Source organism: Aminobacter sp. MSH1, assembly GCF_003071665.1.
Classification (GTDB): Bacteria; Pseudomonadota; Alphaproteobacteria; order Rhizobiales; family Rhizobiaceae; genus Aminobacter; species Aminobacter niigataensis.
Window position 1 is genome coordinate 2,576,303 of the sequence record NZ_CP026265.1, and the last position, 18,797, is coordinate 2,595,099.

Sequence of the window (18,797 nt, forward strand, 5' to 3'; positions counted from 1 at the left end):
GCAGGGAACCACGTCGCTCTCAAAGTGGCATCAAAATCCAGCGAATCAATGGCGAAAGCCGGGTCATCGCGTGATTGTTACCGGGCAATGCGGCGTCTGGACGCCGGCAGGATGCCCGGTACCGGGCGCCATCCGGCCAGTCAAACGGGCAGAAAAAAGCCCGACCCGCGAGGTGCGGGCCGGGCCTTTTGGGATGCCGCGTATGCTAGTTGGCGCTGGCGATGGGGGCCACCAGCGGGGTGATGCGGCGGATGGCGACGCGGCGGTTTTCGCGCTCCGGCTGCTGCGACTTCACCTTGAGATAGCGCTCGCCATAGCCTTGCGTCGACAGGTTCTCCGGCGCGATGCCGAAGACATTGGTCAGCGCGTCGGCCACGGCTTCGGCGCGGCGGTCGGACAGCGCCAGGTTGGCGACGTCGGAACCGACGGCATCGGTGTGGCCTTCGATGAGGAAGGTTTCGGCCGGGTTCTTCTTCAGCATCTTCTCCATCGCGTTGGCGACGCCTTCGAGCTTGGCAATCTCGGCCTCGGGGATCGAGGCCGAACCGAATTCGAAGCTCAGCGTGTCGAGGTCGACACGGCGGGCGATGTCGCGCACGCGGGCCGAACGCTTGACCTCGTCGACCGAATAGAGGCGCTTGACGCGCTCCACCGGCGGCTGCTCGAGGAAGTCGTAATAGGCGTCGTCATCTTCGACATACTGCGCATCGAGGATATATTCGTTGCGCGGGATGTGGAGCTGCAGCGGCGGCAGGTCGAGGCCTGGATCGCGCCATTCGTCCATCTCGCCGTAATACTGGTCGTCGACATAGCTCAGCACATATTCGCGGCCGTCGGGCGTGATGCGCGAGCGCTGCACGACGTCGCCGTAGCGGTTGCGGATGGTGATGATCTGGTTGCCGTTCTCACGGACGATCACCTCCCGGGTGCGGCCGCGCGGCAGTTCCTCGTAGTACACCTCCTGGGCGTCACGCGTCATGCGCGGCCGGTCGTTGCTCTCGACGATGACCTGGTTGTTGATCTGGATGATCACCCGGTCGCCGATTTCGCGCAGCACTTCGGTGCCTTCAGGACGCGGCCTGCGGCGCAGGTCGACCTCGGGCATGCGCTCGATGCGGGTACCCTTCTCGGCGGTGACGGCCTGGATCTCGACCGGCTGGGCCTGTTCGGTCGCGGCCTTGTCGTCGACAGGCGGCGGGCCGGGATCGACCGGTACCGGCTGCGGCTGGACGGTCTGTCCACCGGCCTGGCCTTCGGGCGCTGGCTGGCCTTCCTGGGCGGGCTGCGCAGGCTGGCCTTCGGCTGCCGGCTGCTGGCCGCCGGCCTGTGCGGGCGGCGTTTCCTTCTGGCTGTCGAGCAGCGGCGCCTCGTTCGGGTTCACCGGCGGTTGGTTTGCAGGTGCTTCGCCTTGCTGGGCCGGCTGTTGCGGCTGCTCACCCGTTGCAGGCTGTTCGCCGGTAGCCGGCTGCTCACCGGCAGCTGGTTGCTCGCCCGTTGCGGGCTGCTGAGGTTGCTCTGCCGCAGGTTGCTCGCCCTGGGCCGGAGCTTCGCCCGAAGGTGCAGGCGTTTCCGGTGCGGGGGCCTGCTCAGGTGTCGGCTCGGCAGGCTTCTCCGCCGGCTGCTCGGCAGGCTGTTCGGCCTGCGGCTTTTGCTCGGGCTGTGCTTCCGGCTGGGGAGCGACTTCGGGTGTCTGGGCTGGTTCCTCTGCAGCCGGGGCCTGCTCCTTCGGCTTGCGCTTGGGCGCTGGCTCTTCCGCCTGCGGTTCGGGCTGCGGTGTTGCCTCCGGCTCGGCGGCAGGCTGTTCCTGCTGCTGCTGTTCGGCGGCGGGCTCACGCTTCTTGCGCCTGGGGGCGGGCTCTTCCGCCTGCGGCTCCGGCTCTGCCTGCGGTGCGACCTCCTGCTGAGGCGCGGGTTCTTCCGCCGGTGCCTCGCGCTTCTTGCGGCGGGGCTCGGGTGCCGGCTCTTCGGCCTGTGGTGCCGGTTGTTCGGCCTGCGGCTCCGGCGCGGGTTCGGCCTGTGGCTGAGGTTCTGGCTGGGGCTCAGGCTGCGGTGCCGGCTCCGGTTCGGGGGCCGGCTCTTCGGCCGGGGCCTGCTGGGCGCCCTGGCGCGCCGCGCAGGCTTCGGCCGTTTCGCCTTCCTGGCAGTCCGACTGCACGCGGATGAGCGGCAGCGATGTGCCCGCATCAGACAGCGCGCCATTCGGCAGCGGCAAGGCGCCCAACGGCGCGGATGCCATGAACAGGCCGATTGCCGTGCCTGCGAGAATCCGTGGTTGGCGTTTCATCGTTGGAAATCTCCTCGAAGTGAACTTTGGGTCCCGTCCCGGCCCAAACAGATGGAACCCTGAATGGTTCCGCTCCGCCCGGCAGTCGCATGGTTTCGGGGCATTTGCCCGACGGCAACAAGGCAATATCGTGGCTTCGCTGAACTGGCGATGAATGCAATGGCTGCGTGCTTGACGCGGCCGGCGATGCGCGCCAAATGCCTGCCATGGACGAGCCTTACTGGAAAACGACGCCGCTGGAGGCGATGAGCCCCACCCAGTGGGAGGGGCTGTGCGACGGCTGCGGCAAATGCTGCCTGTCCAAGCTCGAGGACGAGGACACGGGCGAGATCTACTGGACCAGCGTCGGCTGCCGGCTTTTCGACGGCTCCACCTGCCGCTGCTCCGACTATGCCAACCGCCTCGCGCGCGTGCCGGATTGCGTCGGGCTGACGCCTGACAACGTGCGCACCATCGCCTGGCTGCCCAGCACCTGCGCCTATCGGCTCGTTGCCGAGGGGCAGGACCTCTACTGGTGGCATCATCTGGTTTCGGGCAGCAGCGAAACCGTGCACGAGGCCGGCATCTCGGTGCGCGGCAGGCTTACGGCCTCCGAGGACGATCTGGCCGAACCGGAAGACTATTTCGAGCACGTTCTCGAAGAAGAGCCGTAAGGCTCGCCATATTCCCGACCATTTCGGCAGGCTATTTCGCGGTCGCGCGGCGACTCACAAACGCGTGATCGCATCATATTATCTAACGGAATCAGCAGCTTGCCAGATGAACCGAAAATGAATGCACGGTTCGAAATCGGTTCAGCTTGGGCGGTGCAATCTACAGCCATCGCTCAGGCAAAGACGGCTTGACGCCACGGAGTTCAAGGAGAAGACCATGTTCGACAAGATCAAGACTGCCGCCCTTTCGGCCCTTATCGGCTTCAGCACGCTGGCCGCCATTCCCGCTACCGCGCAGGCAGACGGCCTCTACCTGAACCTCGGCCAGGGCGAGCCGCGCGTCGGCATCTATGTCCAGGACGGCTACCGTGACGGCAACCGCTGGGACAACCGCAACGACGGCCGCTGGGACCGCAATGACGGCCGCTGGGGCGGTCGCCCCGATCACGGCCGCTGGGATCGTCGCTGCACGCCCGACCGTGCGCTCGACAAGGCCGACCGCATGGGCCTGCGCCGCGCCCGCGTCGTCGACGTCAACCGCCGCACCATCACCGTCAGCGGCCGCAAGTATGGCGAGCGCGTTGCGATCAGCTTCGCCCGGGCCCCGAACTGCCCGGTGGTTCGCTGGTAACAATGATTTCGGGCGTTGCCCGATCGGAGTAGCGGGAGCCCCTTTTCGCAAGAAAGGGCGTGGCTCCAAACAAAACCCCGGAGGCCTGGCCTCCGGGGTTTTTCATTGCCTGCACTGAGAACTCCGGGAAAACCGGAAAGACCAAGGGCTGCCGCTGCCGCCACGGCAGCCCTTGAGTATCTGTGTCAGTTCTTCAGTTCGAAGGTGACGTTGACCTGCACGCGGTAGGCGTTTTCGCCGGCTTCGACGGGAACCGAACCCGCCGCCGCGCGGTCGAACGACTTGGCCTGCTGCAGCGGCATCGGCGGCGGCGCGAAGGACTGGTCGGCGATCTCGATCACCTTGCCGAGGCTGACGCCGGCGGCTTCGGCCAGGACCTTGGCCTTGGCGATGGCGTCGGCGACCGCAAGCTTGCGCGCCTCGGTGATCACCGTGTCGGGCTTTTCGTTGGTGAAGTTGATGCCGCCGCCCTGGTTGACGCCCAGCGACACCGCCTTGTCGAGGATCTCGCCGGTCTTGGTGATGTCGCGGATGCGCACCGACAGCGTGTTGGTGACCTGGTAGGCGACGAGTTCGGCTTCCTGCGATCCGTCGGGCTTGTTGGTGTAGTTGTAGCGCGGCTGGATCTGGATACCGGCGGTCTGCAGGTCGCGTTCGGCGATGCCGGCGGCCTTCATCGCGGCGATGACGGCGGCCATGGCGTCGTTGTTGGCGTCGAGCGCCTCGCGCGCCGTCTTGGCCTCGCGCATCACCGACAGGGAAAGCAGGGCAAGATCGGGCGCGACCGAAGCTTCGCCTTCGCCGGTCACAATGATGCGCGGCGGCGGCTGGTTGTCGGCGCGGGCGGCGGCGGCGGGAACTGCGAGTGCCGCTGCAAGAGCGAGCGCCATGTATTTGCGATTCATAATATAATCTCCGTTGTCCTGAGCCCTTCGAGAGTGTCGAATAGGGGCGGATTATGGGTGGATTGCGGCAGCGCGCAACAGATGCGCGAAGATGACTTGTGCCAGCGCGCAAAACTTACTATCCAGCCCGCGTGGGGCCTGTAGCTCAATGGTTAGAGCCGGCGGCTCATAACCGCTTGGTTGGGGGTTCGAGTCCCTCCGGGCCCACCAAAATATAATAAGTTATTGATTTTATTGGTATTTTCGTCCGTTTCGAGCCCGGGTGTACACCAAAACGTACACTGGATCGCGCGTGTATCTCTGGCAAAAAGATTCCGGCTTTTTCTGTGGTGATTTCCTGAAGCCGCCAGTCCGCTTAGATCTCTACCACCGTCAGGACGGGGTGGGGACCGTCCGCATTCATGACCAAAGTTATAGAAGCGGCTCAAAGAGATGGGCTCGCACAACATTTGGAGTTGGCTGTGTGTGTAGCGGAATTTGGCATCGGTTAGGCCCGCCGCCATCCGATAGCTCGGCAGCCAGTATCTGCGCCGGCAAGATGACGATGATCCCACGCAGGAGCCGTTCTCGCTCGCCGGGGCATTGACCATGGTCAGTTTGACGTGGCGGCCCAAAACGGAACCGCTCGTGGGCCAAGCGGCCTAGCAGCGATCAGACTCCGCTTACCTTCATGGCAGCCGAACTGTTGGCTCTCTCGACATCCACAATGGATGCGGCGACTGGGTGCGAGCTGCCAGTCGGTTTTTCTCCGTTAAACTGCCGTAAAACCGTTGTCGACAAACAGGTGCGCACCATTGATGAAGCTTGCCTCTTCGCTCGCCAGAAAGAGTGCTGCACGCGCTACCTCTTCAGGCTCGCCAATACGCCCTTGCTGTGCTGCCAAGGCATCATCGGATACATCGATGCCGAGCTTACCAAGATCAGCCACCTCACGTACGCCGTGCGGTGTTCGGATAAAACCCGGGCAGACTGCATTGCATCGGATGTTACGATCCCGGAACTCGACCGCAATTGCTCGAGCAAACATATGGCAGGCGCCTTTTGTGGTATCATAAAGTACTTCCATCGGAGTCGCCGCGACCGCCGAAATCGACGAGGTGCAAACTATCGATCCGCCACCCGCAGCAATCATTTGTGGAAGTACTGCCTTCGTCATCAAGAACATTGATCGCACGTTGACCGCGTGCAGCCAGTCCCACTCTTGGACCGTAGTCTCAAGGAACGGCTTGATGACGATCGTCCCGGCATGATTAAACAGAACTGTGGCAGGCCCATAGGCGGCGGTTACTGCTGTCACGGCGGTATTCACGTCAGCCTCTTGGGAAACATCGGCGACAAAGTGTTGCGCTTCACCACCGGCGTCTCGGATTTGTCCGGCGGTGGCGGCGGCTTGCTCGCCATTGCGATCGATGATGGCTACTTTGGCTCCTTCGGCTGCGAACAATCTGGAGGCTGCTCCACCCATTCCTGTCGCACCGCCAGAGATGATAGCGACCTTGCCTTGAAGTCTTCCTACCATGACGTTGTTCCTTGATCGGAGGGAAAGGTATTACCCTAGTTCGGTCGAGGGCCTTTGGTAACATCTGAGTGGAGTCGTAATCGTTGGTAGCCGAACCAAGATGAGCCAACTCTGTTAATGGTGCGGCCAGAAAAACGTTCGGATGGACTATACGCCGAGCAGCCCATGATGTCGGAGCACACTCAAGAGCGCATCGTGTGGCAGGGCATCGATGCGGAAACGATCATGTGGCGTGCCGCCTGAGTCCTCCGCGGCTAGCATGGCGTTCACCACCGCTTCTTCCACGCTGTCAACCGCGGCCATGTAGGCGGCGTCCAGATGCAGGTCGTTAAGTATCTCCAGGGAAAGCATTTCGGGTGCGCGATGCGCCATCGGCTGGGGGTTGGCGGTGGAGAAGGCGAGGAAAATGTCGCCGGAATTGTTACCGCCCGGTGTGCCGTTACGACCGATGCCGATGGCGGCGCGGCGGGCGAGACGCTTCAGCTGATGCGGGGCGAGCGGCAGATCTGTGGCGATGACGACGATGATCGAGCCGCGTTCCTTCAGCTGGCTTTGCGGTGTGTTGTCCTGCAGGTGCTTTCCGACGGGCACGCCGCAGACCGTCAACCAGTCGCGCTGGCCGTGATTGGCCTGCACGAGCGTGCCCACCGTGTAATCCTTGCCGGCATAGGTAAGGATGCGCGACGAGGTTCCTGTGCCACCCTTGAAGCCGTAGGTAATCATGCCGGTGCCGCCGCCGCAGTTGCCTTCCGATACGGGGCCTCGGGAAAGGTTTTCCAGTGCGGCGCGGGCATCGGCTTCTGTAACCGGCATGCCGTTGATGTCGCTGAGCACCCCGTCATAGGTTTCGGCAATGACGGGCATCAGCCAGAGGAAATCGCCAATATCGTAGGTCGAGGCGTAGCGCTCCAGCATCCAGCGGATCGTTGCATGATGGGTGATGCCGACGCCGTGGGTGTTGGTGATCATGACCGGGCCGAGGAAGGTGCCGCCATCCTCGATCCAGTGCGTGCCGGTCATCTCGCCATTGCCGTTGAAACGGTGCACGCCGGCATAGACGGGCACGGGAATTTCGCTGTCGCTGTGCGGCAGGATGGCGGTGACGCCGGTGCGAACCGGGAGCTTGCGGCCGGGGCGCGGGGTCTCCTCCCGGATCGTCTGGAAGCCGACGGCGATGCCCTCGACATCGGTGATGGCGTTAAGAGGGCCGGTGCGACCGGTGAAGGGAAGGCCGAGGTCGCGGGCGCGGGGCTTTGTCTGTTTGTTCATGGTCATTTCTGCCGGGAGCGAAGGTAGAGGCCGAGGGAGGCGATGACGAAGGAGAAGGTCAGCATCATCACGGCGATGGCGTTGATCTCCGGCTTGATGCCGCGCCGGAGCATGGCGAAGATGAACATCGGCAGGGTCGTGACATCGACGCCGGCGATGAAATAGGTGATCACGAGATCGTCCATCGAGATGATGAAGGCGAGCAGCGCGCCCCCGAGCATGCCCGGCAGGAGCTGCGGGAAGACCACCCTGCGGAAGGTCGTCCACTCGTTCGCCCCAAGATCAGCGGAGGCATGCTCTAGCGTCCGGTCCATGCCGGCGAGCCTAGCGGTGACGACGATGAAGACATAGGAGGTCAGGAAGGTGCAGTGGCCGATGATGATCGTGCCGATGCCGAGATTGATGCCGGCATTGACGAAGAAGATCAGCAGCGCGATGCCGAGCACGATATCCGGCATCAGCATCGGCATGAACATGACGACGCGGTAGAAGCGCCGGCCGAAGAAGTCGAAGCGGTAGAGCGCGATTGCCAGGGCGGTGCCGAGCACGGTGGCGATGGCGGTGGTGGAAGCGGCGATCCGCAGGCTGTTCCATACGGCCTGCACAAGCTGGTCGGTGGATTCCAGATAGAGCGCGTTTTCCGAAATCTTCGTCTTGAAGCCGAGGACCTGAACATACCAGTCGGTGGTGAAGCCGGTCCAGGTCATCATGTTGACCGGGTTCGCGTTGAACGAATAGACCGCGATCAGCGCCAGCGGGATATAGATGAAGGCGAAGAACAGGGCGGTAAAGGCAAGGAGGCTGCCGCGGCCGAGGATGGCGAAAATCTTCATGGGCCTCCTCCTAGCGCCCGGTCGCAGCATCGAGGCCGCGGCGGCCGGAAACGACCACGTAGACGAAGAGCAGCACCAGCATCACGCTCATGACCATCATCGCGAGCGCCGCGCCGAAGGGCCAGTTGCGCGCGGCAAGGAATTGCTGCTCGATGAGATTGCCGAGCATCATCACCTTGGCGCCGCCGAGAATGGTCGGGACGACGAAGTTGCCGAGCGCGGGAATGAAGACGATGACCGCCCCGCCAGCAATGCCGGGCGCCGTTAGCGGCAGAATTATGCGCCAGAAGGTGCGGATCGGCCCCGCGCCGAGGTCGAGTGAAGCGCGCACCAAGGTCCAGTCGAGCTTTTCGATGCTCGCATAGACTGGCATGAACATGAAGGGAATGAAGATATAGACCATGCCGAGGATGATCGCGCCTTCGGTATAGATGAGGTCCAGCGGCTGGGTGATGAGGCCGGTCTTCAAGAGCACGTCGTTGGCAAGGCCGGTCTGGCGCAGGATGAGCACCCAGACGAAGAGCCGCACGATGAGGCTGGCGAAGAAGGGGAGCGTGATGAGGAAGAGGCAGAAATTCTTCCAGCGATCCGAAAGACGGCTGATGCAGAAGGCGGCCGGATAGCATACGAGGAGCGTTGCCAAGACGGTCTGTGCCGCGATCTTCAGCGAGCGCAGGAAGATCGCGATATAGACTGGATCGAAATCCTCGAACATCGGATCGGCGAAGCCGAGGATGCGGCCGTAGTTATGCGGATACCAGCTCCATTCCACCCCACCATAAAGGCCGGGGGCGAGGAAGCTCGTCACGATCATGATGGAGAGCGGGCCGAGGAAGAAGACTGCCAGGAATAGCGAGACCGGTCCGAGCAGGACGGCAAGCTGGACACGGCGGCGAAAGGCGATCGACGACATGTCAGGCGGTCTCCGCCGGAATGAGATGCACGGCCGCCGGATCGTAGGCGAGGCGGGTATGGCGCGTCTGCTCGACCTCGCCGACGAGATTGCGCTGCGCCGCCGGGATTTCCGCGATGACGCGTCGGCCCGTCGCCGTGCGGCCGAAGAGATCGAAGGTCGAGCCCACGAAGACGATCTGCTCGACATCGATATCGAGGCCCGGCGCGCCGTTGCCGGCCTCCGCGAGGAAGAACTGTTCCGGGCGGATGAGCGCCGTCGCCGCGCCCATGGCGCCGGGCCTGCCGTGCGAAATGGCGATGCCGTCCGGCGTCACCAGCTGACCGCCGCCGGCTTCGCCCGCGAAAAGGTTACTGGCGCCGACGAAGGTGGCGACGAAGCCATTCTTGGGCTGGTCGTAAATGGCGCGCGGCGTATCGAGCTGCTGGATGCGCCCGCCCGAGAGCACGGCGACGCGATCCGACATGGTCAGCGCTTCCTGCTGGTCATGCGTGACGAAGATAAAGGAGATGCCGAGCTCGTTCTGCAGCGTCTTCAATTCGATCTGCATGGACTGACGCAGGTTCTTGTCGAGAGCCGAGAGCGGCTCGTCGAGCAGGAGAAGCTTCGGGCGGGCGATGATAGCGCGGGCAAGCGCCACGCGCTGCTGTTGGCCGCCGGAAAGCTGGCGCGGCTTGCGCTTTTCGAGCCCCTCTAGGCCGACCATGGCAAGCGCTTCGGCTACACGCTTTGCTCGTTCGGGCGTAGCGACGCCAGCGACTTCCAGGGCATATCCGGCGTTTTCCCCTACGGTCATATGCGGGAAGAGAGCGTAGTTCTGGAACACAGTGTTGACTGGGCGGCGATAGGGCGGCCGGTCGGTCATGTTCTCGCCATCGATCAGGATGCGGCCGGAATCGAGTTCCACAAAGCCGCTGATCGCCTGCAGAAGAGTGGTTTTTCCACACCCCGACGGCCCCAGCAGCGTCAGGAATTCGTTACGCCGGACATCGAGATCGATGCAGTCGAGCGCGACGATGGTCTGGCCCTCAGGCGTAGCGAAGGCCTTCGCCGCCTCCTCCAGCCGGACTATGGATTCTCGCATCGTCGCCCCCAAAATGTTACTAAAATAACGCTTGTGCGATCTAGATATCTGGATACCATTTGTTTATCCAAGTCAACGGTCGAAAGAAGCCGGGACGGGAAAGATGGCGCAAAAAAAGCGCCCGGCCATGAGGGGCCGAACCATCAGAGGAGACTGCCGATGCTCAAATCACATGACGCCGGTCTATCCGGTTTTCGCGCCTGGACGCGCCGAACCGCCTTTTCGCTCGCCACGCTTCTGGCGGCGACAGGCATGGCGGATGCCGCCGAACTCAACATCTACAATTGGGGCGAATACATCAATCCGGAGGTGCTGAAGAAGTTCGAGGAGGAAACCAAGATCAAGGTCAAGCTCTCGACCTATTCCTCCAATGAGGAAATGTTGGCCAAAATCCAGGGCGGCGCGTCAGGTTACGACGTTATCTTTCCGTCCGTGCACATGCAGGACATCATGGCCAAGCTAGATCTTCTGGAGAAGACGGATATCAACAAATACGAGGGATTCAAGAACATCGATCCCTTGTTCCTGCGGGCCAAGAGCGACCCGAACGGCGAGTATTGTCTGCCCTATGCGTGGGGCTCGGTTGGCATTTTTTATAACCGCAAGATCCTCGGCAAGGACGTCACCGGCTGGAAGAATCTAATCGAGACGGTGAAGGCCAAGGGACTGAAATTCACCCTGCTCGACGACATGCGCGAGGTGATGGCCGTCGGCCTTATCCTCAACGGACACAAGATCAACTCGACTGACCCCGCCGAGCTCCAACAGGCGGCCGACACGATCATCGCCATGAAGCCCGACGTTGCAGCTTTCACCTACGACGCGCGGCCGATGGTGCAGTCCGGCGAGATCGCTGCCAGCCAGTACTTTGTCGGTGCCATGATCGACGTTTTCGGAAACGAAAAGGACCTTGGCTACGTGATACCCGAGGAGGGCGCGACCATGTACCAGGAGGATGTCTGTGTTTTGAAGAGCGCGCCAAACAAGGAAAACGCCATCAAGTTCCTCCAGTTCTACACGCGTCCGGAAGTCGTAGCCCTCAACGTTTCGCAGCAGACCAACGGCACGGCCAATATGCCCGCGCGACAATTGACGGTAGAAAAGATCAAGAATAGCAAGGAAATCAACCCGCCGGTCGAGACAATGAATCGTCTCCAGATATTCGAGGACCTGGGTCCGGCCCTGCGTCAGGTGGACCGGGTATGGACGCGGGTTAAGACGGCCCAGTGAATGTGGTTGATCCCCGCCCGTCTTGGGACGGGCGGGTTTTTCGAAGAGAGGGGCGACGTGTCGAAACGCATTCTGAAGCTCGTTCTGTCCGACGACCTCAGGCGGTCAAAGTCCGATAAGCTGATCTCCAACTATATTCAGCGCAACCTGTTCGAGTTGCCTTTCGAGTCGGCGCGATCCATAGCGCAACGTCTCGGCGTTTCTCCCATGACCGTTGGCCGCTACCTTCGAAGAATGGGATTCGATGGACTTGACCAGTTGAAAGAGGAGCTACGACGGGGAAATTCAAATCCTGCTTGGCAGGTAAAAGGCCAGGTCGAGCGCCTCGAACAGGACAGAAAAGAAGGTAAGTTGCTCGCCGGACTGATTCAACAGCAGGCGGAGAATCTTAGCCTTGTCTACGAACTTACGACAACTGCTGAATGGCAGCAGGCAATTGATGCGCTTGTCGGAGCCACTGAGATTTTTGTGGCTGCCTATCAGAACGTTCGCGGAATAGCGGAATATTTCGCAAGCCAACTGTCTTACACCCGGCCGCGGGTAAGTTTTGTTGATGGTCTCAATGGCACCTACGCAGAGTTGCTAGACGGAGCCGTCCAGGGACGCCTCCTATTCCTTCACGACGTCCGTCGATTTGCGTCAAAGGCGCGCTCACTAGCCGTAGAGGCCCGCCAAGCAGGCGTGATTGTCGTGCTCCTCACAGACGAGTTTTGTACTTGGGGAAAGGAGGAAGCTGACATTTGTCTCGTGGTGCCGGGCTCCCATGGCCCGCTTTGGGATGGCGCAGCGACCATGACTGCTGTCATGGATCTGATGCTGAGCAATGTCATTGTAGTGCTTGGCGAGGCTGTGGGCGAGCGAGTAAACATGCTCACTCGCCTGCAGGACATATTCGGCGATTTCGAGCAGTAAACTAGCCCTGTGACATGAAGGATGGGCTGACGCAGTTAGTAATGGATGCCGTTTAACACGCCGGGCAGCCCCTAAGTGCGACTTGGTGGTGAAGAAATTTTCGAAGAATGGTGCGGAGACTGTCTCGCCGAGCGCACCCCGGCGAGACGAATGGCGTCATTGACTGATTCGGTTGTATTTCTTGAGAGCTTCCTTCAGGCGATCGTGCGGAATGGCGAAGGAGACATTGTCATCGCGCCCCTTCATTGTTTCCGCAGCGACCATAGCATTGATGATTGCTTCTTCGGTGCCATCAACGGTTGCGTGAAAGAGCGGCCCAATCTTGTCGTTGGAGACCATCTCTACTTTGGTGTTGGTTTCCTGGTTGAAGGCCTCTGGGTTTGCCGTCGAGAAGGCGATGAAGATGTCGCCGCTGCCGTTGCCGCCATAACCACCCGTCTTGGCGAGGCCGAGCGGAATTCGGCGCGCTATACGTTTGAGTTGATGTGGCAACAAGGGGGCGTCCGTAGCCACGACGACGATGATCGAGCCGCCCTCACCACGTTTCCATGAGACGTCAGGCAGCAAATCGACGATCTCCTTACCTACCGGAGCTCCGGCGATAGTAAGGTCAGCCCGGGATCCAAAATTACCTTGAACGAGTACGCCCACCGTATAGCCACCCTCTTCGGCGGTAAGCTTGCGGGAGGCAGTACCGGTGCCGCCTTTGAAATTGAACAGATTCATGCCTGTACCGCCACCGACATTGCCTTCGTCGATCGGGCCGCTCTTAGCACCATCGAGTGCAGCATAGACATGCTCTTTCTTCACATGCATGCCATTGATATCATTTAAGATTCCGTCCCAAGTTTCGGCCACAACCGGCAGGCGCCAATAGAGATCTCGGAAGTGAGGGCCGACTAGATCGTTCTCCGCCTCCCACGAAATAACCGCGTCACGCACAACACCAACACTGTGCGTATTGGTGATCATGACGGGCCCTTCAAGGAAACCACTCTCGTCGATCCAGGTCGTGCCGGTCATCTCGCCATTGCCGTTCAGCGTATACCAGCCCGCAAAACTCGGTCCGAATTTCTTACCTCGCGGAAGTATAGCCGTCACACCGGTTCGCACAGGGCCTTTGCCAACTTCGATCTTGCCACTACCCTCAATGATGGTCGAATAGCCAACTGTGACACCGGCGACGTCGGTAATAGCGTTGTTCGGTCCGGGTGTGCCCACGAACGGAATTCCGAGGTCGCGGGCACGGTCTTTGGCTGCTGCGGGGGCACTGTCAACCGAAACGACAGTAGTGCAGCCCAACAGGGCTACTGCAATGATGCTGCTCAGCCTATTCATTTTCAACCTCCTCCTTGGTAGTTTTTCGCTTCTAGGACGTTACGTAATGCCTCGGTTTGCGATATTTTCTGACTTTTGCAGAGGTTTGACGTGATAATATTTAAAAATCTCAATAAAGATGTGATACAGTATCTGATTTATATCAAGCAGTCAGAAACAACTGCTATCTTGGCAGTTATTTCTGCCGTGGCAAATCCGTTTTCTCTATCCGTTCTTTCTCGTTGTCTCTTCAGTGGATGACTTAGAAATAATGGTATTCAGATATCCATTATATACAAGAGTTATTTTCGTAACATTTTTGAGGTAAGGTTCTCTTCACGAGCCGAGGCAAACAGGAGGCCGATAAACAAGGGGGGCCTGGCGGACGGTGCTGACAAGCAAACAGCCATGGCATCAATGCCGTTGGGTGCTGCCGGCAACGACGGTGAGATAGTGCTTCCCGCCTTGGCCAAGGCGCCGCAGCCCAGACCCGCGAGTGCGCTGAAGCCCAGCCTTGCGAAAGTCTCGAAACCCGGAAACGGGAGCACCAGGGGGCCAAACCCCAAGAATGTGGATGTTGCCACATCGCCCTATTCGGGATTGCCGGGTGTTCGAAGGCTCCCATCGCAAGGTGCTACCGGCGACGCGGCGGCCACGACCTCAATGGCTGGTGTGCCTCGCGACGAGCGAGCCGCCAAACTCTGCGCCAGCGCGTTGCAGAAGCAATTGCTCGACGCTTCTTATTCCCCCGACCTGGTACCACTTGTTCCGCTGAAGCGGGCAATGTTCTTGACGTCCCGGAGGCTGCTTTCCGTACACGAAGTGCATGGCACGCTCTGAGCTTCCGATGCGAGGTCGATACCGACGCGACGACAATCCTGTCGTTGTCCTTCCGCGTCGGAGCTACGATCGCGCGCGACCAATGGGCGCGTCTAGGGCTCCCTGCAGACGACTAGAGGTTGGCCCAAAAAGTGGATCCCGATCTTGGCTATGAGGCCGCCATTTGGGAATTTAGGAGAAGGGATCGGTTGGAATCCTCCTGCCGGCATTGGTCCAGCAATGGTGAAGTGTTCCAACTTGGATGTCGGCTCCTACCATCTTAACCCCGCAAAGCTGCCGTTCCGCTCGCGGCCCCAAGGCTGCCAGCACTCTATGCACGTAGCGCGGCTCCGCCGCCCGGCTATCTGTGGCGCGAGCCCATTCCGAGCAGCTGCCGCCTCATGGTCGTGAAGGCGTTATCGCCGGAGAGGCCGGTGTCGTCCGCATCCACGCGCCGATGGTTGGCCCGCAGGTCGGTCGGCGATATGCCGAAAGCCTGGCGAAAAGCGCGGCTGAAGACCGAGGCATTGCCGAAGCCGCATTGCGAGGCAACGAGGCCGATATAGACGTTTGCCTGCGCCGGGTCGGTCAGCGCGTGGTAGGCGCGCGTCAAACGCCGTTGCTGGATATACGCGCCAACGCCGCCGATCGGCTCGAACAGCCGGTAGAGTTTGGCACGCGACATGCCGAGCCGCTGGCATACGAATTCCGGACCCAGGTCCGGCTCCCGCAGGTTCGCTTCGATCAGTCGGCGCGCGGTTTGCAGGGACGCGCTGGAGGAAGCCTGCTCGATCATCTCCCGGCCAGTCGCCGATGCACCGGCGAATGACGCGACGAGCGCCGCGGTGCCGTGAGCGGCAGCGCCCGCGTCCTTGGAAGCCAGTATGGGGGCCTCGTTGAACAGGGCGCGCAGATGGCTCGCCAGCATCGCGTTGAGTGACGTTGACCTCTGCAGGATGCGGCCGTGCAAACCGTCGATGTCGGCGACCAGCGGGTCAAGCAAGGCGCGAGGCAGCACCAGGGAGAGATTCCGGTAGCGCGTAGCGCTTAACGTGCTCTGCCGGGTCATGTCGAGAAAGCACACGTCGCCGGGATGGACCTCGGCCGAATGACCCTCGCTGGTCAGGCCGCAGCCACCTTGCGCGTAGAGCAGCAGGCAGATGTTGTCGAGCCCGCCGCGGGCGATGGTCAGGGGAGTCCGTTCGAAGTTGGTGGCGGCCCCCCAGCTGTTGGCAATGCCGATATCGGCGAAATGATAACTCGTCATTCCGGCTGCAAACGAGGCCCGCGCCGAAGTATCGGGAGCATCCATCTCGTAGAGGGGAGACAGGCCAATACGCAGGAGATCGAAATCACGCGCGTTTCCCGGACTGACCGAGATGTCCAGGCGGGACGATGGCCTTTTGCCGTGCGATTCCGCCGCCGGCTTGTCCAATGGCATCCCCTCCATCCAGCCCTCAGCGCGAACGTAGCTGCGCGCTTGTGAGCGCGCAAGCCGGGCCTGATTTTGCCGAGCATCTCATTTTCTCGACATATCGTCTCAATCGTTTTGCCCACCCTTGCGGGCCGCAGTGCTTCCGCAAAATGTCCAGCTGTTGGCAGGGGGGCGGATGATGGATCACGAATCGAAAACGGCAGGCGTGCGAGCTGAACTCGCGTCGTCGCTGTTGCCGGATGTGCCACTCGGCCGGTCGCAGCTGGGCCTTTGGGACCCTCGACGAGCCTGCATCGGTCCGCATAGGTGTCAGACTTTCGTTCGGGGAAGCGTCACGCGAAGTGTCGCCCTGTTGCTTCTCGCAGGTACAACGATCTGTGCCGCCCCGGCGATCGCGGGTGGTGGCACGGGGGGGATCTTTAACAGTGCAGGCGGAGCCGACAGCGCGACCGGCCCCGGCGGCACGGGCGCAGACGGACCGGGTGGAATCGGCGGCGGCGGTGGCGGCGGTGGCGCTGGTGCCGTGGGTGGCAGCGGCGGCAATGGCAGCGCCGGCCTTGGCGGGACGGGCGGCGCTGGGGGGCCGTCGGCCGGAGCGGATGGCGGCAACGGCGCCGCCGGATCATTCTGGGAACGTTCCGGCGGCGGCGGCGGCGGCGGCGCCCATGGCTCTGTCGGCGCCATCCTTCCCGCCGCCATTTCGACCGGAGGCGCCGGAGGCAATGGCGGCACGGGAGGAGGGGGTGTCAGTGGCGGCGGGGGCGGCGGTGCGGGCGGTTTTGGTGCCGTGGCGACCGGCTCGGGCAACCTCGGGACGGTTGGCGCGGCGGTGACCGGAGGTGATGGCGGCGACGGAGGCTCCGCCCAATTCGGCGGTAGTGGCGGGAGCGGCGGAACCGGGCTGCTGCTCACCAGCCTTGGCGGGGTCATGATCACCATCGACAGCACGGTGGCTGGAGGCAATGGCGGGGCAAGCGGAGGCGGCAGTGGAGGATCTCCACCCGGTCTGGGCGGCGCGGGCCTGGTCGGCGCCAATTTGACCGTCACCAATCGCGGTATCATCTCGGGAGGCCTGAGCGGTGACGGCGGGACACGTGCCGACGCCATCGTCTTCACCGGCGGGGACAATTTCCTCACCTTGGCCAACTCGACGTCCGGAATCACCGGCCGTATCTCGGTCACCGGCTCGCTCACCTTCGATCAGCCAACGGGCTCGACCCTGGACCAGACCATCACCGGCAGCGGATCGGTGACAAAAGCCGGCATCGCCACTCTGATACTTACAGGAACAAGCACCTATACGGGTGCGACCACTGTAAGCGACGGAACGCTTGTGGTGGATGGCTCGATCGCGTCGTCATCCCTGACCTCCGTCGAAAACGGCGGCATTCTGGGTGGCATCGGTTTCGCCGGCGCTACCACTGTAAGCGCAGGCGGCGTATTTGCGTCGGGTCACGGCCTGCCGGGAACGTCAATGACCCTGTCGAGCCTGACGATGCAGCCGGGCGCCTTCTATGCGGTGGTCGTCGATCCTGCCTCCTCCTCTTACGCCAATGTCACCGGCAACGCGTCGCTAGGCGGCGCCACCGTCGCCCCGCTTTTTGCGAGCGGCAGCTATGTCGCCAAGCAATACACGATCCTGACCGCAGGCAGCATCACCGGCACGTTCAATCCCACGACCAACAACGGCAACCTGCCGTCGGGCTTCCACACCTCACTGAGCTACGACACCACGCGGGCCTATCTCGACCTCGAGTTGAGCTTCGTTCCGCCGACCGGGACAGGACTTTCCGACAACCAGCGGAATGTCGGCGACGCCATCGTCGATTTCTTCGACACCAATGGCAGCATCCCGATGGTATTCGGCGGGCTGACACCGGCCGGATTGACACAGCTTTCCGGCGAGATCGGCACCGGCGCGCAGCAGGCGACGTTCTATGCCATGGACCAGTTTGTTGGGGTGATCACGGATCCGTTCATCACCGGGCGGGGCGTTCCGGTCGGCGGCGACAATGATGCCGACACCAAAGTCCCGGCCGGCCTAGCCTATGCCGAAGATGGCGGGGGACCAGGCAAGCGCAATGCCGATGCGGCCCTGTCCGCCAACGCCTCGCCCCACCTGCCCGTGGAACAGCCCTGGCGCACATGGGTAGCCGGGTATGGCGGCTCGCAATTGACCGACGGCAATGCCTCGGTGGGGTCGAACGATACCCGGACCAGCCTCTACGGCTTTGCAGTCGGCGCCGACTACAGCCTGTCTCCCGACACCGTCGCCGGCTTTGCGCTGGCCGGCGGCAGCACCAGCTTCAGCGTCGCCGGCCTCGGCAGCGGCAGCTCCGACCTGTTCCAGGCCGGCGCCTTTTTCCGACACAATGCCGGGGCCGCCTATCTGACGGGCGCGCTCGCTTATGGCCGGCAGGATTTTACGACGGACCGGTTCCTGACAGTATCCGGCACCGATCACCTGCGCGCCGAGTTCGACGCCAATGCCTGGTCCGGGCGCCTTGAGGGCGGCTACCGCCTTGACGTCGGCGGCGTTGGCTTCACGCCTTACGCGGCTGGCCAGTTCACCGCCTTCGACATGCCCTCCTATGCCGAGCAGACGGTCGGCGGCTCAAACACCTTCGCTCTGTCCTACGAAAGTAGAAGCGTGACCGACACGCGCGCCGAACTCGGCCTGCGCATGGACAAGTCGTTTGACATGGCCGATGGCGTCTTAACGTTGCGCGGGCGCCTTGCCTGGGCACATAACTTCAATCCGGACCGGAGCCTGACCGCAACCTTCCAAACGCTGCCCGGCGCCAGTTTCGTCGTGAATGGAGCTGCCATGGCGCCCGATTCCGCTTTGATAACCGCTGCGGTTGAGAAGAGATGGCTGAACGGCTGGTCGGCGGCGGCAAGCTTCGAGGGTGAGTTCTCCAACGTGACGAGGTCATATTCGGGCAAGGGCGTGCTGCGCTATGCGTGGTGAACAATGCGATCGGACTACGCCC

General features: G+C 61.9%; 15 protein-coding genes and 1 tRNA gene. 7 read left to right on the forward strand and 9 right to left on the reverse strand.

Features of this window, described 5'->3' with window-relative positions:
* Positions 1 to 205 precede the first annotated feature (205 nt).
* Entirely contained in the window at positions 206 to 2,284 is a 2,079-nt protein-coding gene (locus tag CO731_RS12805) for an OmpA family protein (RefSeq protein WP_108607426.1), read from the reverse strand.
* Positions 2,285 to 2,490: 206 nt separating this feature from the next.
* Here CO731_RS12805 and CO731_RS12810 point away from each other — a divergent pair, with 206 nt between their 5' ends.
* On the forward strand, positions 2,491 to 2,937 hold the full coding sequence (locus CO731_RS12810; RefSeq protein WP_108609814.1) for a YcgN family cysteine cluster protein: 447 nt from the start codon (positions 2,491 to 2,493) through the stop codon (positions 2,935 to 2,937).
* 217 nt (positions 2,938 to 3,154) lie between these two features.
* Positions 3,155 to 3,568 (forward strand): hypothetical protein, encoded by a 414-nt coding sequence (locus CO731_RS12815; RefSeq protein ID WP_108607427.1) that lies wholly within the window; start codon positions 3,155 to 3,157, stop codon positions 3,566 to 3,568.
* Between the two features lie 185 nt (positions 3,569 to 3,753).
* On the opposite strand, the gene CO731_RS12820 is transcribed toward CO731_RS12815, so the two are convergent.
* The gene (locus tag CO731_RS12820) at positions 3,754 to 4,473 is read right to left on the reverse strand and encodes an SIMPL domain-containing protein (RefSeq protein ID WP_108607428.1); all 720 of its coding nucleotides are present in this window, start codon (positions 4,471 to 4,473) and stop codon (positions 3,754 to 3,756) included.
* Positions 4,474 to 4,607: 134 nt separating this feature from the next.
* On the opposite strand from CO731_RS12820, the gene CO731_RS12825 reads away from it, so the two are divergent.
* A tRNA-Ile gene (locus tag CO731_RS12825) sits at positions 4,608 to 4,683 on the forward strand.
* 541 nt (positions 4,684 to 5,224) lie between these two features.
* Here CO731_RS12825 and CO731_RS12830 read toward each other — a convergent pair.
* The 5 genes from CO731_RS12830 to CO731_RS12850 all read right to left on the reverse strand — a co-directional run bounded on the left by CO731_RS12830 (position 5,225) and on the right by CO731_RS12850 (position 10,091).
* Positions 5,225 to 5,992, reverse strand: coding sequence for an SDR family oxidoreductase (locus CO731_RS12830; protein WP_108607429.1), 768 nt, complete (start codon positions 5,990 to 5,992; stop codon positions 5,225 to 5,227).
* 147 nt (positions 5,993 to 6,139) lie between these two features.
* Positions 6,140 to 7,261: a P1 family peptidase gene (locus CO731_RS12835; RefSeq protein WP_108607430.1), complete on the reverse strand. Its 1,122-nt coding sequence runs from the start codon at positions 7,259 to 7,261 to the stop codon at positions 6,140 to 6,142.
* Between the two features lie 2 nt (positions 7,262 to 7,263).
* Entirely contained in the window at positions 7,264 to 8,094 is an 831-nt protein-coding gene (locus tag CO731_RS12840; RefSeq protein WP_108607431.1) for an ABC transporter permease, read from the reverse strand.
* A 10-nt stretch (positions 8,095 to 8,104) separates the two neighbouring features.
* Positions 8,105 to 9,007: an ABC transporter permease gene (locus CO731_RS12845; RefSeq protein ID WP_108607432.1), complete on the reverse strand. Its 903-nt coding sequence runs from the start codon at positions 9,005 to 9,007 to the stop codon at positions 8,105 to 8,107.
* A gap of 1 nt (position 9,008) precedes the next feature.
* Positions 9,009 to 10,091, reverse strand: a complete 1,083-nt coding sequence (locus CO731_RS12850; protein ID WP_108607433.1) for an ABC transporter ATP-binding protein — start codon at positions 10,089 to 10,091, stop codon at positions 9,009 to 9,011.
* Between the two features lie 252 nt (positions 10,092 to 10,343).
* Here CO731_RS12850 and CO731_RS12855 point away from each other — a divergent pair, with 252 nt between their 5' ends.
* Both CO731_RS12855 and CO731_RS12860 read left to right on the forward strand, forming a co-directional pair.
* A complete protein-coding gene (locus tag CO731_RS12855; RefSeq protein ID WP_245439768.1) occupies positions 10,344 to 11,321 on the forward strand; it encodes a spermidine/putrescine ABC transporter substrate-binding protein in 978 nt (325 codons plus the stop codon).
* Positions 11,322 to 11,378: 57 nt separating this feature from the next.
* Positions 11,379 to 12,233, forward strand: a complete 855-nt coding sequence (locus CO731_RS12860) for a MurR/RpiR family transcriptional regulator (protein ID WP_108609815.1) — start codon at positions 11,379 to 11,381, stop codon at positions 12,231 to 12,233.
* A 156-nt stretch (positions 12,234 to 12,389) separates the two neighbouring features.
* Here CO731_RS12860 and CO731_RS12865 read toward each other — a convergent pair whose 3' ends face one another.
* Positions 12,390 to 13,571: a P1 family peptidase gene (locus CO731_RS12865; RefSeq protein ID WP_108607435.1), complete on the reverse strand. Its 1,182-nt coding sequence runs from the start codon at positions 13,569 to 13,571 to the stop codon at positions 12,390 to 12,392.
* A 704-nt stretch (positions 13,572 to 14,275) separates the two neighbouring features.
* Between CO731_RS12865 and CO731_RS29315 the strand changes: the two genes are divergently transcribed.
* The gene (locus CO731_RS29315) at positions 14,276 to 14,506 is read left to right on the forward strand and encodes a DUF930 domain-containing protein (RefSeq protein ID WP_245439835.1); all 231 of its coding nucleotides are present in this window, start codon (positions 14,276 to 14,278) and stop codon (positions 14,504 to 14,506) included.
* 224 nt (positions 14,507 to 14,730) lie between these two features.
* Here CO731_RS29315 and CO731_RS12875 read toward each other — a convergent pair whose 3' ends face one another.
* Positions 14,731 to 15,804: a helix-turn-helix domain-containing protein gene (locus CO731_RS12875; RefSeq protein WP_159091633.1), complete on the reverse strand. Its 1,074-nt coding sequence runs from the start codon at positions 15,802 to 15,804 to the stop codon at positions 14,731 to 14,733.
* Positions 15,805 to 16,156: 352 nt separating this feature from the next.
* Here CO731_RS12875 and CO731_RS29555 point away from each other — a divergent pair, with 352 nt between their 5' ends.
* Complete coding sequence (locus CO731_RS29555; RefSeq protein ID WP_275543124.1) at positions 16,157 to 18,775, forward strand: autotransporter domain-containing protein; 2,619 nt, start codon at positions 16,157 to 16,159, stop codon at positions 18,773 to 18,775.
* Positions 18,776 to 18,797 lie beyond the last annotated feature (22 nt).

What these genes read in the sequence shown, in the direction of transcription:
- CO731_RS12805 (WP_108607426.1), bottom strand. Translation starts at nt 2,284, where the DNA reads ATGAAACGCCAACCACGGATTCTCGCAGGCACGGCAATCGGCCTGTTC.
- CO731_RS12810 (WP_108609814.1), top strand. Translation starts at nt 2,491, where the DNA reads ATGGACGAGCCTTACTGGAAAACGACGCCGCTGGAGGCGATGAGCCCC.
- CO731_RS12815 (WP_108607427.1), top strand. Translation starts at nt 3,155, where the DNA reads ATGTTCGACAAGATCAAGACTGCCGCCCTTTCGGCCCTTATCGGCTTC.
- CO731_RS12820 (WP_108607428.1), bottom strand. Translation starts at nt 4,473, where the DNA reads ATGAATCGCAAATACATGGCGCTCGCTCTTGCAGCGGCACTCGCAGTT.
- CO731_RS12830 (WP_108607429.1), bottom strand. Translation starts at nt 5,992, where the DNA reads ATGGTAGGAAGACTTCAAGGCAAGGTCGCTATCATCTCTGGCGGTGCG.
- CO731_RS12835 (WP_108607430.1), bottom strand. Translation starts at nt 7,261, where the DNA reads ATGAACAAACAGACAAAGCCCCGCGCCCGCGACCTCGGCCTTCCCTTC.
- CO731_RS12840 (WP_108607431.1), bottom strand. Translation starts at nt 8,094, where the DNA reads ATGAAGATTTTCGCCATCCTCGGCCGCGGCAGCCTCCTTGCCTTTACC.
- CO731_RS12845 (WP_108607432.1), bottom strand. Translation starts at nt 9,007, where the DNA reads ATGTCGTCGATCGCCTTTCGCCGCCGTGTCCAGCTTGCCGTCCTGCTC.
- CO731_RS12850 (WP_108607433.1), bottom strand. Translation starts at nt 10,091, where the DNA reads ATGCGAGAATCCATAGTCCGGCTGGAGGAGGCGGCGAAGGCCTTCGCT.
- CO731_RS12855 (WP_245439768.1), top strand. Translation starts at nt 10,344, where the DNA reads ATGGCGGATGCCGCCGAACTCAACATCTACAATTGGGGCGAATACATC.
- CO731_RS12865 (WP_108607435.1), bottom strand. Translation starts at nt 13,571, where the DNA reads ATGAATAGGCTGAGCAGCATCATTGCAGTAGCCCTGTTGGGCTGCACT.